This is a genomic window from Metabacillus sp. RB-C-LZQ-3-1 (assembly GCF_058315175.1).
Map to the genome: position 1 here is coordinate 1 of NZ_JBZFLI010000015.1, position 13,984 is coordinate 13,984.

12 protein-coding genes are annotated in these 13,984 nt (G+C 34.9%); 3 read left to right on the forward strand and 9 right to left on the reverse strand.

The window, feature by feature from the left end:
• Positions 1 to 182: 182 nt before the first annotated feature.
• From AC4GZ8_RS19655 to AC4GZ8_RS19665, 3 genes are all read right to left on the reverse strand, one after another.
• The gene (locus AC4GZ8_RS19655) at positions 183 to 1,145 is read right to left on the reverse strand and encodes a proline dehydrogenase family protein (RefSeq protein WP_491083602.1); all 963 of its coding nucleotides are present in this window, start codon (positions 1,143 to 1,145) and stop codon (positions 183 to 185) included.
• A 134-nt stretch (positions 1,146 to 1,279) separates the two neighbouring features.
• A complete protein-coding gene (locus AC4GZ8_RS19660) occupies positions 1,280 to 2,104 on the reverse strand; it encodes an AraC family ligand binding domain-containing protein (protein WP_491083603.1) in 825 nt (274 codons plus the stop codon).
• 219 nt (positions 2,105 to 2,323) lie between these two features.
• Complete coding sequence (locus tag AC4GZ8_RS19665) at positions 2,324 to 2,803, reverse strand: AraC family transcriptional regulator (RefSeq protein WP_491083704.1); 480 nt, start codon at positions 2,801 to 2,803, stop codon at positions 2,324 to 2,326.
• Positions 2,804 to 3,104: 301 nt separating this feature from the next.
• Here AC4GZ8_RS19665 and AC4GZ8_RS19670 point away from each other — a divergent pair, with 301 nt between their 5' ends.
• Together AC4GZ8_RS19670 and AC4GZ8_RS19675 are read left to right on the forward strand one after the other, a co-directional pair.
• The gene (locus AC4GZ8_RS19670) at positions 3,105 to 3,311 is read left to right on the forward strand and encodes a hypothetical protein (RefSeq protein ID WP_491083604.1); all 207 of its coding nucleotides are present in this window, start codon (positions 3,105 to 3,107) and stop codon (positions 3,309 to 3,311) included.
• A 379-nt stretch (positions 3,312 to 3,690) separates the two neighbouring features.
• A complete protein-coding gene (locus AC4GZ8_RS19675) occupies positions 3,691 to 4,161 on the forward strand; it encodes a hypothetical protein (protein ID WP_491083605.1) in 471 nt (156 codons plus the stop codon).
• A 337-nt stretch (positions 4,162 to 4,498) separates the two neighbouring features.
• Here AC4GZ8_RS19675 and AC4GZ8_RS19680 read toward each other — a convergent pair whose 3' ends face one another.
• The 6 genes from AC4GZ8_RS19680 to nikA all read right to left on the reverse strand — a co-directional run bounded on the left by AC4GZ8_RS19680 (position 4,499) and on the right by nikA (position 11,561).
• Positions 4,499 to 6,157: a family 14 glycosylhydrolase gene (locus tag AC4GZ8_RS19680; RefSeq protein ID WP_491083606.1), complete on the reverse strand. Its 1,659-nt coding sequence runs from the start codon at positions 6,155 to 6,157 to the stop codon at positions 4,499 to 4,501.
• Between the two features lie 370 nt (positions 6,158 to 6,527).
• Positions 6,528 to 7,337, reverse strand: coding sequence for a nickel import ATP-binding protein NikE (gene nikE / locus AC4GZ8_RS19685; protein WP_491083607.1), 810 nt, complete (start codon positions 7,335 to 7,337; stop codon positions 6,528 to 6,530).
• Positions 7,338 to 7,370: 33 nt separating this feature from the next.
• Positions 7,371 to 8,207 carry a nickel import ATP-binding protein NikD gene (nikD, locus tag AC4GZ8_RS19690; protein ID WP_491083608.1) on the reverse strand — a complete coding sequence of 279 codons (837 nt, stop codon included), beginning with the start codon at positions 8,205 to 8,207 and terminating at the stop codon, positions 7,371 to 7,373.
• A 6-nt stretch (positions 8,208 to 8,213) separates the two neighbouring features.
• A complete protein-coding gene (gene nikC / locus AC4GZ8_RS19695; protein ID WP_491083705.1) occupies positions 8,214 to 9,026 on the reverse strand; it encodes a nickel ABC transporter permease subunit NikC in 813 nt (270 codons plus the stop codon).
• Positions 9,027 to 9,043: 17 nt separating this feature from the next.
• Positions 9,044 to 9,988, reverse strand: a complete 945-nt coding sequence (gene nikB, locus AC4GZ8_RS19700; RefSeq protein ID WP_491083609.1) for a nickel ABC transporter permease subunit NikB — start codon at positions 9,986 to 9,988, stop codon at positions 9,044 to 9,046.
• 19 nt (positions 9,989 to 10,007) lie between these two features.
• Positions 10,008 to 11,561, reverse strand: a complete 1,554-nt coding sequence (nikA, locus tag AC4GZ8_RS19705) for a nickel ABC transporter substrate-binding protein (protein ID WP_491083706.1) — start codon at positions 11,559 to 11,561, stop codon at positions 10,008 to 10,010.
• Positions 11,562 to 12,377: 816 nt separating this feature from the next.
• Between nikA and AC4GZ8_RS19710 the strand changes: the two genes are divergently transcribed.
• Complete coding sequence (locus AC4GZ8_RS19710) at positions 12,378 to 13,919, forward strand: glycine betaine uptake BCCT transporter (protein WP_491083610.1); 1,542 nt, start codon at positions 12,378 to 12,380, stop codon at positions 13,917 to 13,919.
• Positions 13,920 to 13,984: the final 65 nt, after the last annotated feature.

A 13,984-nucleotide genomic window follows, 5' to 3' on the forward strand; every position in this document is an offset into this window, starting at 1 on the left:
TTATTTTCCTAAATTAGAGCCTCGTTTGAAGAATAGAATGAGTACATTCTTCTACTCTAGCACCCTTTTCAAGTCGACTTTTTAAATAAGGCAATGAAGGGAAAGCACTTATTCTTATCCAAGAACAGCGCTCTATTGTTGAAGAAACTTAATTATAGGAATCATTAGAAAATAATATTTCATTATTTCGTATGTATTTTTTCTTTATCGGTATTTTGTTCAATTATATCTGAAATAAAAGTATAGATATTCGGAGGATATTCAGCAATACGATGAACTAAATATAAATACCACTCACTACCATATGTTACATAAACTTTGGCCTGGATATTATCCTCCTTTAAAGATCTTAATAGGTCAGGTCGAACCCCATCCAACATCTCTACTTCAACATTTGGACTATAAAGAAATTCTTTTGCTTTTAGGTCCATCAATATATTTTCATCATGTGTAGCAACAGACAATGGATGACTATTATCTATACACATAGATACAAATTCTTTATACTGTTTATTTAGCTCTTCGGATCTTGGAATATATATACCTTCAGACTCTTGATAAGCCCCCTTTACTAAACGTATTCTGCCCGAGGTTTTCAATAGATCATTTAGGTCATTAAATGAACGCTTCAAATGAACTTGTAATGTTATCCCAACATTTGAAAATGATTTTGATATCCTTTTATATAGTGATAATATTTTATCTGTTTTTTGTGATTCTTCCATACTTATCATTAGTTGAATATTATGCTTTTGTGCTTCTTTTGCTAATTCTTCTAAATTAGTAAATGCTACTTCATCAGAAATCATGATTCCTATATGAGAAAGATCAAATGATACGGTAGCCTTCAATTGATTATTCCCGAGATCTTTTATTAATTCTTTGAATTCATTTTTGGCAAGCATACATTCTTCTTCGGATGTTGTATTTTCGCCAATAAATTCTAATGAAACCTGATACCCTTTATTATATAGATTTATAACACGCTCTATCCCTTCCGTTCGTGTTTCACCAGCCACAAATCGTTTAGCACCTTTAATAAAAATCGGGAAAAGTTCTTTTGAATCTTGTAAAAAGGCTTTTAGTTCTTGATCTCTAGCAATTGATTTGAGGGCTTTGGAAAAGCGACTTTCTTCATTAAGCATATAAAATCACATCCTTATTTTTATATCTATTTCGGATTACCTTTTTCTGATGATGATTTTTCACCTACGAAAATCAATCTCTTAAATTTGAGCAGACTTCCAAATGGAAATATGAGGGAATTTATTAAAGCAGATCATTTATCATTCTGAATAAAAATATCTCTGTATTGGCCGGGTGTTAATCCAATAAATTCCATAAAGAATTTACTAAAATGACTTTGATCTACAAAACCTGTCTCTATTGCAGCATCAAGTGGTTTTACACCCTGTTCCAATCGTTTCTTTGCTTCATTAATACGTACCGTTTGTAAGTAACGATACGGGGTAATCCCCCGAATTTGGGTAAATGTACGTAACAAAGAATATTTGTTTAAATTAGCTATCTTTGCTAAATTATCTAAAGTAATATGTTCTGCATAATGTACTTCTAGGTAGTGACAAACATTTTCAATTTCTTGTTTAATAACTCTTGGTTCTGTGTCTTCGAAAGCTATTGTATATTCTTCAATAAGCTGTTTAATAAGTAAATAAAAAGTTTCTTCTTTCTCAAAATGTGATATTTCCTCCATAATCATCTGGTGAAGATTATGTAACAATCGAACATGTTCACTACGATAGGCAACAGGAGAAGCAAAGGAAGGAAGATAATCTTGCCCTGTAATCTCTTTTGTAACTTTTCGCATGATTTCAGGCTTGATATTCAAGCAACGATAGTCTAATGTTTCGTTGTCAATTGATTCACAGGCATGATTGTCCAGAGGGTTAAAAAATATAATATCACCGTTACCAATTACATATTCTTTGTTCTTACAAGATAATCGTCTTTGTCCCCTCTCTATAAACCCAATAACATAATATTCATGGAAGTGATTCGGAAACTTTTGCATGATTCCTTCAAAACGATAAGCTTCTATTTGTAAATCCTGATCAAAACGTACCGTTCTTTCTTCTTGTCCCATGCGAACAACCTCCTATTGATTTCTGATAGTCAGTGTAACACAGTTGGTTAAGGCTCTCTTGTAAGATATTGACTAATAAAAAATAAAAATGGCATGGAAGTATAAAAACTGCCACACCATTTGTTTTATTAATATTAAATCTACAACTGTTACAGAATTGAGAATTGGTCCGGCTGTGAAAACAATTAAATTTCTGAATGAAGTTGAACCGAACACCGATCATATGTCTTTTTTAATTGGGACAAATAAATCGACCTTGCATTTCCCTTCAGGATCATCCGCGGGATTGTTCTTATTAAATTCAAGGTTGTATCTATCATAATCTACATCATAATCACTATTTGGTAACCATTGTTCAAACATATATAGATACGCCAAATTTAATTTCTCAGGTGTATCATAAAAACGACATAATGCATACAGCCCACCATCTAACTTTTTAAATTGCATATCATTATGTTTCTTTTTATCAAAATCCTCCGGAATTGTAACACAAGCATCGTGACGACACTTGTGACCTTCCACAGATTCCGGGTTGTCTAAAGATATTCCTATAAAACTTTGATCCGGTGGAAAAAGTCCATTATTTACTGCCCAATGGACCAATTTACTCCAATGTTCTTGGGGTCCAAAGTAACTTCCAACACGTCTAATGAATGCTACTTCGCATTCAGGTAACTCTTTTATTGAAATATTTATTTTTCCTCAACTCCCGAATAAAAATAAACAATCATAATTTGCTACTTATGTTAATTCGCTATTTATGTTAATGATCCCTTCTAAACCGCACCTTTTCACAACGGGTCTTATTCAATTAAATGGCCCATAACATGAAAAAGGTTTTACCCTTTTTCAAGAACAGCGCTCGATTGTTGAAGATTACTACTTCACTCTTTTAGCGAACTACAAAGTAAATATAAAAATAATTCAATTAAATTTTAGATATAAATTAAGTTATCATGTTATAATTTAACAATATTGTAAATTTGGAGTGACTATATTGATAAAAAATTTACCATTACTAATTGCGATGTTTCTTGTGGGATTAAGCTTAAGAAGTATCGTTTCAAATGCAAATTTTTCTCCTATCTTCTATTGGGCGGTTGTTGTAACTTCAACAGTGCTGTTGATTTGGAGTATGATAGCCTTGATATTAAATATAGGTGTACAAAAACACGAGAAGATACTTTCCAAAACGGATCAGTAATAACTGATCCATTTTTTGTTACTACGCAAATTGTATCGTTTTCATATCTTTTTACAAAAAAGTAATTAACAGTTCCTCTTTATGGGTAAAATATCTCTAGACACAAGGATCAATACTCACAATATTATTCCGATAAGACTAGCTATCCTTGTGTCACTTTCTACATAAAATCGAATATATTATTAGTTACCTCTTAAATAATATTTTGGACTTCAAACTACTTCCTTCTGTACTGTTATCCTTTGATAGCAGTTTTTTTATTAATTCACTCTTTAAGCGAACTACGCAACATTGTTAATTTTAATTATTAGTTAATACCGCATATAGTTACCAAAATTAAGCAAGAATAAAGATATCTTTATTAAGGAGATTCACATTAATGAAAATATCTAAAACGTTTATTGCTTTAATGACGCTTTTACCTTGGTTCTCTATACCATTACTAGGGCTAAAAACATTCAAAAGATTCTTCCCATCATCAATGATTATGTGTATATATCTAATTGCTGAAGGGAGACTTGCTGAAAAGAGAAAATGGTGGTGGTTCCCTTTTCACATAAAACATAATGTAATTGGGGAGCTTCCACTAATAATAGGTCCATTTTTTATCGGTTCTCTTTGGATATTAAAATACACCTATGGAAAATTTAAGTACTATCTCTTTGCAAATCTTGCAGTAGACTCCCTTTTTACATTTTTTATAATAAATTGGTTTAAAAAAATAGGTTATGTCACTTTAGTGCGGCTTTCTAAAACTCAATTATCACTAATATTTTTAATCAAGACCTTTGTTTTATATGTTTCTCAACTTTTGTATGAAAAAATGGCTATATCAGATGATAGTCAATAATTAATATTTACTCTAAAGCGATTGGATTTTCCCTTCGCTTCTTTTCATCGAGATAGACGAGATTATTGAAATATCTGCAAATAAATTTCTTGAACTTCTTCAAATTTTCACTCCTTCGCTATTTCTATCAACTCTGTAATTTTCTATACATGAAATAAGCGCTTCTCCTTGTTCCAGAATCTGGCCCGATTGCTTAACAAGAAAAAGCCTATCCAAATCGTAGTTAAACTTTATTAGGCATTTCAATTACAAATTATGATTAAAAGAAAGAACTCAGATAGTCTGTTGCCACCTGAGTTCTTTTGATTGATATTGATCTCCTTACTATATATAAGTTCTACCACTGTATTGTATAACTTGTGTCATTGCTAGGTGTAGTCCAAACGTTGTTGCTATTAGGTTCCCATGCTTTTGTGTTTCCATTAGAATCTTCAATTACAGCTTTAAACTCATAATAGCGACTAGCTGCAATATATCCAGTACCTCTCCAATCCCTATTTACATCATCCCAGGTAAGTTTAATCTTTTTGCCATCCTGACTGGCCCACATACCCATTTCCCATCGGTTACCTGTTATATAAACAGAATCACCATAATATGTCGGAGCATTTTTCACAACAAATTCTACCTTTATTGGTGTTAGAACTAAAATATCTCTAAAACGATCCGTTTCAGCTGTTTTCGTCCCATCAGCATTCACAATGTTTGCCATTCTTAATAATGTGAAGCCGCTAAATCCTTCGTTAAATAGATGCTGCGCAGTATTTCGATATCGAGTTTCGCTATAATTTGCATCTGAACTAGAGATGGCTAGTGCATTCTCACCATTTAATACGATACCCCTTGAAGTTGCTATATTTGCAATTTGTGTTACAAGAGATTTAGGTGCGGAATAATAAGGGCTTGTATAAGCTTGACTATCATCCATTTCTAGACATGTAAAGGTAAGGTGTAAATTACTTATCTTGAATTGATCTATTATTGTTGTGTATTGATAGTATCCTGCTGAATATTCAGCTGCGTGCGGCATAGATGGATCATTCATTTTCCAATGAATTCCTGCAATCTTTGCACCAATTGGAACCCCGAAGGTTGAATCAAAGTTTTCATGCGCTTTACTACTTATACGCTCTAAATGCTTAATTAATACATTCTGATACCAGGTCATAAAGTCCTTACCATATTGACTATAATATGCAGCACCTGAAGTGAAAAAATGGTCTCCATCAGAAGGAGGGTTGACTTCACTCCAAGATGTTAGATTTGTGTTCCATGCAGAATTTAAATTAGAAAGGGTGCTATATTTTGCTTGCATATTGCTTCTGAAGTCATGTTTTGCGGTGTCTGTGTAAGATTGGAGCTTTCCTCTTGAAGGGTATGACCAGCTATCATTTGAAACATAGGAAGGAAATCTAAGTTCACCCGCTGGTCCACCACTAAGATATATTTTAATAATGATGTCTTTAAAGTCTGAGAAATTTTGTGCAAAAGATTGATAGAGTTCATCATATTGTGTAGAAATTACCTGGGCTGCCCATGGAGAAACCGTTTCTTTACTCACATAACCTGTTTCGGACTTATGTGTAAGAGTATCAATGGAATCTAAATCCCATACCCAATTTGGTACAGGGATATTACAATCATCTCCTACATTTCCACCACACTGATGTGTAGATAAAATGGGTACCCATTTAAGTCCAGACTCTCTTACTGTTTGTGCATATTGACGATAATACGACCAATCAAACTGATTATCCCCATTTTTCTCGACATCTCCCCACCAAACATCGGTCGTTAAGGCATAAACACCATTACTTTTTAGCGTAGCTAGTTGCTTTGCAAAGTCATTCCAGTTCGTAATCTTTGTTAATGGTGCCATAACAGATGCTTTATAATCTGTCTTGATTTCAGCATTTACTGCCGTCTGAAAAAGAGGTAATACCATAAGTACAGCGATCATAATACTAATTCCTAAACGCATAAACAAATGTTTCATAAAAATCCCCCTTCCATATAAATCAGTTACGTAAACCTAAGCAAACGCTTGCACAAGTTTATGTAACTCTCATATCTAGAATAGCAAGATTCACTTTATACATCAAGAGAAAACGCTTCCATTTCTAATTTACTTTTTTACCAGGACCTAAGGGATGGAATTTTCGCAGTAGTCCGGATAATGCTCCTTATCGCGAGTTCAAGACATAAAAAACGCCTCAGTCCTTTAATAACAAGGTTTTGAGACGTAGAAATTTAGCAGATTCTTTTGGAGATTTAATTAAGGTCACTGACAAAGGTTCGTGTAATTGTAGAAAATGAAATCAAGTATATATCCCTTAACTTAATAAATTTTTGGGTACTTGAATTATTTATCTTGCTCTAACCGTACGATAACGTGGATGCTCCGCAAGAATGGAATCCCTCATCTCCTTTACTTCTGAAAGTTCTGATGTAAAAAAGTGATCTTTTGAATCGTATATCTCAACTAGTTCTCCATTTTCGAGGATACCCAATGAATCACTAATCGTATACACCGCTTTAATATCATGTGTGATAAAGAAATAAGATAACCCTAAGTCTTTTTTTAATTCACTTAATAAATCCAAAATAAGAGTTTGATTCACCATGTCAAGACTACTCACAGATTCATCTAAGACAATCAATTTTGGCTTCAGCGAGATTGCTCTGGCAATATTAATCCTCTGTAATTGGCCACCACTAAACTGGTATGGATATTTTTTTAAATCCGTTTCACTTAGCCCTACCCTTTCTAATAGTTCAACAACTGTTCGTTTTTGTTCACCAACTGTTAGCTTTTCAAAGTTTTCCAACGGCTCTGCAATAATACGTTCTGCTGTCATTCGGGGATTAACGGATGAGTATGAATCTTGAAAAACAACTTGAAGGTCACGGCGGATTTTTTGAAGCGTATGTTTATCTACCTTATAAATATCATGCCCTTGAAAAAGAACTTGTCCACATTGCGGTCGTTCCAATCCTAGAATCACTTTTCCTAATGTACTTTTACCTGCCCCGCTCGAACCAAGGATTCCTAAGCAGGTTCCTTCTTCAATAGAAAAAGAAATGTCAGAGAGTACTTTTTTCGGACGGTCTTTCCAGTTAAAAAACGTCCGGGATCCGTAACTATGAGTTACCTTATTCACTTGTAATAAACTCATTTTTTCACCCCTAATTAAATGTCTATCATAAGGTCAAGCTAAAGGGATAATTGGTTGATTTACGTGTAATAGCGGTCGTGCAAGTAATAGTTTTTTTGTATATTCATGTTGAGGCTCATCGAATAATTGAAACACATCCGCTTTTTCTACGATTCTCCCATTCTGCATAACAGCAACTTCATCTGCCATTTCAGAAATAACCCCAAGGTCATGAGAAATTAATAAAATAGCTGAACCATATTCAGATCGAATTTTATCTAGGTGACAAAGCACCTTTTTCTGGTTTTTTACATCTAGTGCAGTAGTGGGTTCATCAGCAATAATCACCGCCGGATGTGTACTGGCTGCAATTGCAATCATGACCCGTTGAAGCATACCTCCACTCAATTGAAAAGGATAGTAGTTTAACAGTTGACCAGGATTAGGTAGATTCACCTGATGCATCGCATTAATGGCAAGCTCGGTCGCTTGTTTTTTACTGCAAGATCTATGTGTGCGGATGCTTTCTACAAATTGATGGCCAATCGTAAAAACAGGTGTAAAAGCATTCATTGGATTTTGCATAATAAAGGCTATATCCTTACCACGTATCTTTCGCATTTCCTTATCACTTAAACCGTTCAATTCACGTCCTTTTAATGTTATACTTCCTTCAATCTTTGACGTTTTCCTATCAAGGAGCTGAAGAATAGACATACTGGTAACGGTTTTTCCACATCCACTTTCCCCAACAAGCCCAAGAACACTGCCACGCTTTAGTTCCAAATTTAGATCTTGGACAAGAGGGGTTACACCGTTTTTTGTTTTAACATGAACATGTAAATCCTTGACCTCTAACACATTTGATTCTTCTATTTTCAACCTACTCATCCCTTTTTAAAATCTGCGTTTAACACCGTAACGTTCTGATAATGCTTCACCCAATAAATTGAATGTGACAATAACAACCATAATGATTAAGCCTGGATAAAGCATTAATTCCGGATTCGTCCGTATATATGATTTTCCTTCGTGAATCATCGCTCCCCATTCAGGTGTGGGAGCCTGAACTCCTAGCCCCAGAAAAGACATCGCGGATATATCCATAATCGCCCACCCCATTTCTAATGTACCCATTACAATAAGGGGCGGGAGCACATTAGGGACAATATGATTTTTAATAATCTTCCATTTTGATGAACCACTTACCCTTGCAGCCACAATAAAGTTTTGTTCTTTCAAACTTAGCACCATGCCTCGGAACATTCTCGCGTAATAAACCCATTGCACAAGCATTAATGCTAAAATTACTTGTGTTAAGCCGGGTCCAAAGATGCCGACAAGCCCAAGAATTAGAATAAGACTCGGAAATGCCATAACCCCGTCGCAAAATCTCATTAGGACATGATCAACCCAACCGCCTTTATACCCTGAAAAGGTTCCAACGATTAAACCAATGAGTATGGATGAAACAAAAATAAGAATTGCAAAACCTAATGAAATACGTGCCCCATATAAAATCCTTGAAAGATTACATCTTCCTAATTGATCGGTCCCTAATGGAAAATCCATAGAAGGAGGCTGTAGTTTGTAAGCCATGTTGACAGCTATCGGATCATTTGGTGCGATCAAGGGAGCAAATATAGCAAGGATAAAAAGAATGCCTATCATAATCGAACAAATTGGAATAACTTTTTGAAGATTGAACATTTTTTGTATACTTCTTATCACTGCTTGTATCCTTCTTTCCTAGAAATACGCGGGTCTATGTACATTTGGATCATATCTACAAGTAAGTTGCTAATGATAAATAAGCTAGCAGCAATCAGCACATAGCATTGAATAACAGGTATATCACGATTAAAAATCGCTTCGATAAAATAACGACCAAACCCGGGCCAAGAAAAAACAGCTTCAACGATAATGGTACCAGTTAGCAGCTTACCAAGATTCATCCCAAGTCCAGTGATCATTGGCGATATCGCAATCCTGAACACATGTTTCCCCATAATCGTTTTTTCCTTAATTCCCCTTGTTCTAGCAAAAAGCACATAGGGCTCTTCTATATTTTCAAGAACACTAGCGCGTAACAACCTCGTATAGATCGCAATTAAGGGGAATGCTAGAGTTATAGAAGGTAGAACAAGGTGCTGCCATGTCCCAGTTCCTTCAACTGGGAAAAGATCAAGTTTTACAGAAAAGAAAAAAATCAATAAATATCCGAACCAAAAGGATGGAATTGATGCCCCTATAAAGGAAAGCAATCGACTAAAATGATCAAAAACACTATTTTTCTTTACTCCTGCCAGGAAGCCAAGAGGGACACTGATAAGTACTGCTATTAAGATACTTCCCAATGCTAGCTGGATCGTAGCTGGCATTCGATTGGTAACCTCATCCCAAACAGGCTTATTCGAAACATAAGATATGCCAAAATCAAGTTGGCATATCTTCATAATTGAGTTCACATATTGTATAAAAAACGGTTGATCTAACCCAAATTCTTGTCTTTTCTGAGCCAAGATCTCATCTGTCGGTTGAATATGGGCGGCTGTTAAATAAGCCTCTGCCGGGTCCACCGGTGAAAGGTGTATCATTCCAGTTGTAAGCAATGTTGCAAAAAGAAATACCGGAATAATTGATATCATTCGTTTTAATATATAGGTGACCATGGAAACCTCCTGCTACTTACTACTCGATGCTAATTCCTGTAAATGGATGTTCGTCACGATTAGCAGGAAAAGTAAAATTCGTCACATCTTTTTGATAAATTGCGGTTTTCTTAATATAAGATATCGGAATAACCGCTGCTTGATCTTGTATTGATGTTAAAATAGCCGAGTAAAGCTGTTGTCGTTTTTCCTCATCTGTCGTTTTAGTAACCTCTGCAATTTGTTTTAATAATTCATCCTTATTCGGATAAGCAGATATAGCTTCATTAAATCCAAAACCTTCTGATGCCACAATGTTTAAGAAGGTATGTGGGTCATAAGGGGCTCCATAGTTACTAAAGAAATTAATGTCAAATTTATTGTCTTTGAATCGTTGAACTTGCTCCGTTAGTTCTACTCCTACAATATTTAACTTTACACCAATTCCTGCCCACTCAGATTGAAGGACTTCTGCCATTGTTTTTTGGATCGCTTCTGCTGAGTCATACATTAGTTCCACTTCAAGTAACTGCCCATTTTTTTCACGAATTGTTTTTCCTTTAGGTAGGACCCAGCCAGCTTCTTCTAATAATGATTTTGCTTTTTCTACATCATAATCAATAACCTTAGCATCAATGTCTTTTGTGTAAGGAAAATTTGCCGGTAAAATATAGTCTGCTTTTTCTTCATAACCCGATGTAATTCCCTCAACTAGTGCTTCCTTATTAAAAGCATAATGTAATGCCTGGCGTACTCTTTCATCGGAAAGCTGTTCTTTCTTCGAATTAATGACAAGCTGTCTCGTTGCAACCGGCTCCGAAATGCTAGTTTCATAGTTTCCGGTAGATTCTAACTGTTTAAATGCATCTAAACTGATGTTACCTTCTCCATAAATAAGGTCTATCTCTCCTTTTTCAAAAGCAAGTACCCTCGTTTCTGCATCTGGAATAATTTTCACCTTGATTTTTTCTTCTTTTGGTAGCTCCCCCCAATAATTTTCATTACGTTTGAAAATAGCAAATTCGTCCACTTTATACTCGTCCAGCACCCATGGACCCGTACCAACTGGTTCAACGACACCCTTTGACGTATCACCATTTTCCGGAAACCCTGACTCTCCTAAGAAACGAACTGGTCGTACAACAGCCAATTCCTGAATTGTAGGATAGTATGGTTCAGTTAATGTTAGTTTAAACGTATACTCGTCGATCACTTCCGTATGATCTATTTTTGATAGGAATCCTAACCAGCTATGTATATCAATATGGTTTAAAATGGTATCAAAATTCTTCTTTACAATTTCTGCATTAAAGCTTGTTCCATCAGAAAACTTCACGTTTTCGCGCAGATGAAATGTGTATTCCTTACCATCTTTAGAAATGTCCCACGACTCAGCTAGATGCGGTTTTAGCTCTCCACCTTCTTGGTAGCTCACTAATGGTTCATATACCATCGATTGTGCAAATAACTGTGATGGATTATAAACATGCGGATTCATCTCACCTATATCCCTAGCCCAAGCGAACGTAAGCATGTTGTCATTTGTTCCCTTTGACGATGAGACATCATCACTTGTATTTGCACAACCAAGCAAAACTGATGATACTATCAAAATTAACGCTAATGTTTTCAAAACATTGCGACTATTTATTTTATTAAACAAAATAATTCCTCCCAATTAATATTGATAATCATTTTCAATAGTAATGAGATTGTCTATCCTTGTCAATAGAAATTTAGTCAATTATAAGTATTACTTCTGATTTTTTCCCCTTTTGCTTTCTATATTTTTGTTCTAAATTTGAGGATAATCACATCATTTACTAAACCAAGAATAAACCAAGTCCAACTCTAATAAATTTGCCCCATTCAAAAATAAATTCTCCCCTTTGCACAAATACCGAAAATTCAACCCAAAAAATCGGTAACAATAGGGATAACTATTGAATAAAAAAGTAAATAAGGATTTAATTAACTTGTCGCACGTGGATAAAAATGGAAAAAATAATGGATAATATGAAGGATATTGAAAGAATCTGTCGGATAATAGAGGATAAGTGAGGATACCAGCACTTAAGTTACTGATAGAAGTTATCCTCCTACTAGACATGTCCTAATCTATGAATATGGGATTATGAATATAGTTTTTATTACGATATAATTAAGTTATACCTCTTACTTAACTCTTGCGCACTCATCGTAGCAGACTGTCCACGAATCACAAAAACACATATTAAATTTAGCCTGCAAAAAATATGTATCCATTCCTATGTTCTAGGATTTTAAGTTAATTTTCCAGTTGCATAGGTAAGGACAGCTTTATTTTAAGTGAATTTAATTTTGTCTAATTTACAAAATGAAATAAAGCTATTTTGCAAGAATATAATAGATAGGAGTTTTTTATTTTCATATGAAAAATGCATCAATTGTTTTTTACATTTCATTAGCCATTATGGCAGTTCTTGTTTTGATAGGTGTAACAATGCCTTCAACATTAGAAACTGCTACAGGAAATCTGCAAGCATTTTTAACAGATTCATTTGGTTGGTATTATTTAATTATCGTAACCATTTTCGTTGGGGTATGTTTGTATTTACTAGTCAGTCCAGTAGGCCGCATAAAGCTTGGAAAGCAAGATGAAAAACCTGAGTTTTCACGTCCAACCTGGCTTGCTATGCTATTTAGTGCAGGAATTGGAATTGGGTTAATTTTCTATGGTACTGCTGAACCATTAAGTCATTATGCACTTAGCTCGCCAACAGGAGAAGTAGGAACTGATCAAGGGATTAAAGATGCGATGAGATTTACGTTTTTCCATTGGGGTATTCATGCTTGGGCTATTTATGGCATTGTCGCATTAGCAATCGCTTATGCAACCTTCAGAAAAGGAGAAACTGGCTTAATCAGTAAAACTTTACGCCCGTTAATTGGAAAGTATGCTGATGGCGTAATTGGTAAAATCATCGATACGATAGCCGTTATCTCTACTGTTATTGGGGTTGCGACAACACTTGGATTTGGTGCAGTACAAATAAATGGTGGACTTTCCTATTTATATGATGTACCTACGAGTATTTCTACACAGTTCTTTATTATTCTTGGTCTTACCATTTTATTCATGATGTCGGCATTAACAGGACTAAGTAAAGGAATCAAAATTCTTAGTAACTTAAATATGGGCTTAACATTTATCCTTTTCTTATTCGTGTTTATTTTCGGCTCAACATTATTTACCCTTAATATGTTTACAGACACAATTGGTACTTATATTCAAAACTTTATCAATATGAGTTTCCGTATTGCCCCTGTAAATCCTGAAGACCGTAGTTGGATTAACGGATGGACCATTTTCTATTGGGCTTGGTGGATCGCTTGGTCACCATTCGTTGGAATCTTTATTGCTCGAGTATCAAAAGGACGATCAATCCGGGAATTTGTTGTTTGTGTATTACTTATCCCATCATTGATTAGCTTTATTTGGTTCTCAACCTTTGGTAGTGCAGCAATTTTAACGGAAAGAGCAGGAACAACTATTTCCTCATTGGCGACTGAGGTTTCATTATTCGCTTTATTAGCTAATTATCCTTTGCCAGCAGTTGTATCCATTCTTGCCATCGTAATAATTGTAACGTTCTTTGTCACATCTGCTGATTCAGGTACCTTTGTTTTAGGGATGATGACAACAAATGGTTCACAAAATCCTAGCACCGGCATAAAAGTAATTTGGGGTGTACTTCTAGCGATTACCGCATTAGTACTTCTTTATTCTGGTGGATTGCAGGCATTACAAAATACAATGATTATCGCGGCTTTACCGTTCTCAGTTGTCATTGCGTTGATGGCAGGAAGCTTGCTTAAGTCCTTAAATAAGGAAGCGAAGGAACTTGGAATTGGTCAATTAAAAATAAAACCGCTCAAGGAAAAGAAAGCTTCCGTCAAAATAAATAGTTAAAGGAAAAAGGCATCATAACCAGTTGGGGTTTGATGCCTTTTGATTTAAATATAAATGTTATATTA

Excerpts from the sequence above, each read along its gene's own strand:
- AC4GZ8_RS19655 (WP_491083602.1), bottom strand. The coding sequence starts at position 1,145 with ATGCTTAATGAAGAAAGTCGCTTTTCCAAAGCCCTCAAATCAATTGCT.
- AC4GZ8_RS19660 (WP_491083603.1), bottom strand. The coding sequence starts at position 2,104 with ATGGGACAAGAAGAAAGAACGGTACGTTTTGATCAGGATTTACAAATA.
- AC4GZ8_RS19675 (WP_491083605.1), top strand. The coding sequence starts at position 3,691 with ATGAAAATATCTAAAACGTTTATTGCTTTAATGACGCTTTTACCTTGG.
- AC4GZ8_RS19680 (WP_491083606.1), bottom strand. The coding sequence starts at position 6,157 with ATGAAACATTTGTTTATGCGTTTAGGAATTAGTATTATGATCGCTGTA.
- nikE (WP_491083607.1), bottom strand. The coding sequence starts at position 7,337 with ATGAGTTTATTACAAGTGAATAAGGTAACTCATAGTTACGGATCCCGG.
- nikD (WP_491083608.1), bottom strand. The coding sequence starts at position 8,207 with ATGAGTAGGTTGAAAATAGAAGAATCAAATGTGTTAGAGGTCAAGGAT.
- nikC (WP_491083705.1), bottom strand. The coding sequence starts at position 9,026 with ATGTTCAATCTTCAAAAAGTTATTCCAATTTGTTCGATTATGATAGGC.
- nikB (WP_491083609.1), bottom strand. The coding sequence starts at position 9,988 with ATGGTCACCTATATATTAAAACGAATGATATCAATTATTCCGGTATTT.
- AC4GZ8_RS19710 (WP_491083610.1), top strand. The coding sequence starts at position 12,378 with ATGAAAAATGCATCAATTGTTTTTTACATTTCATTAGCCATTATGGCA.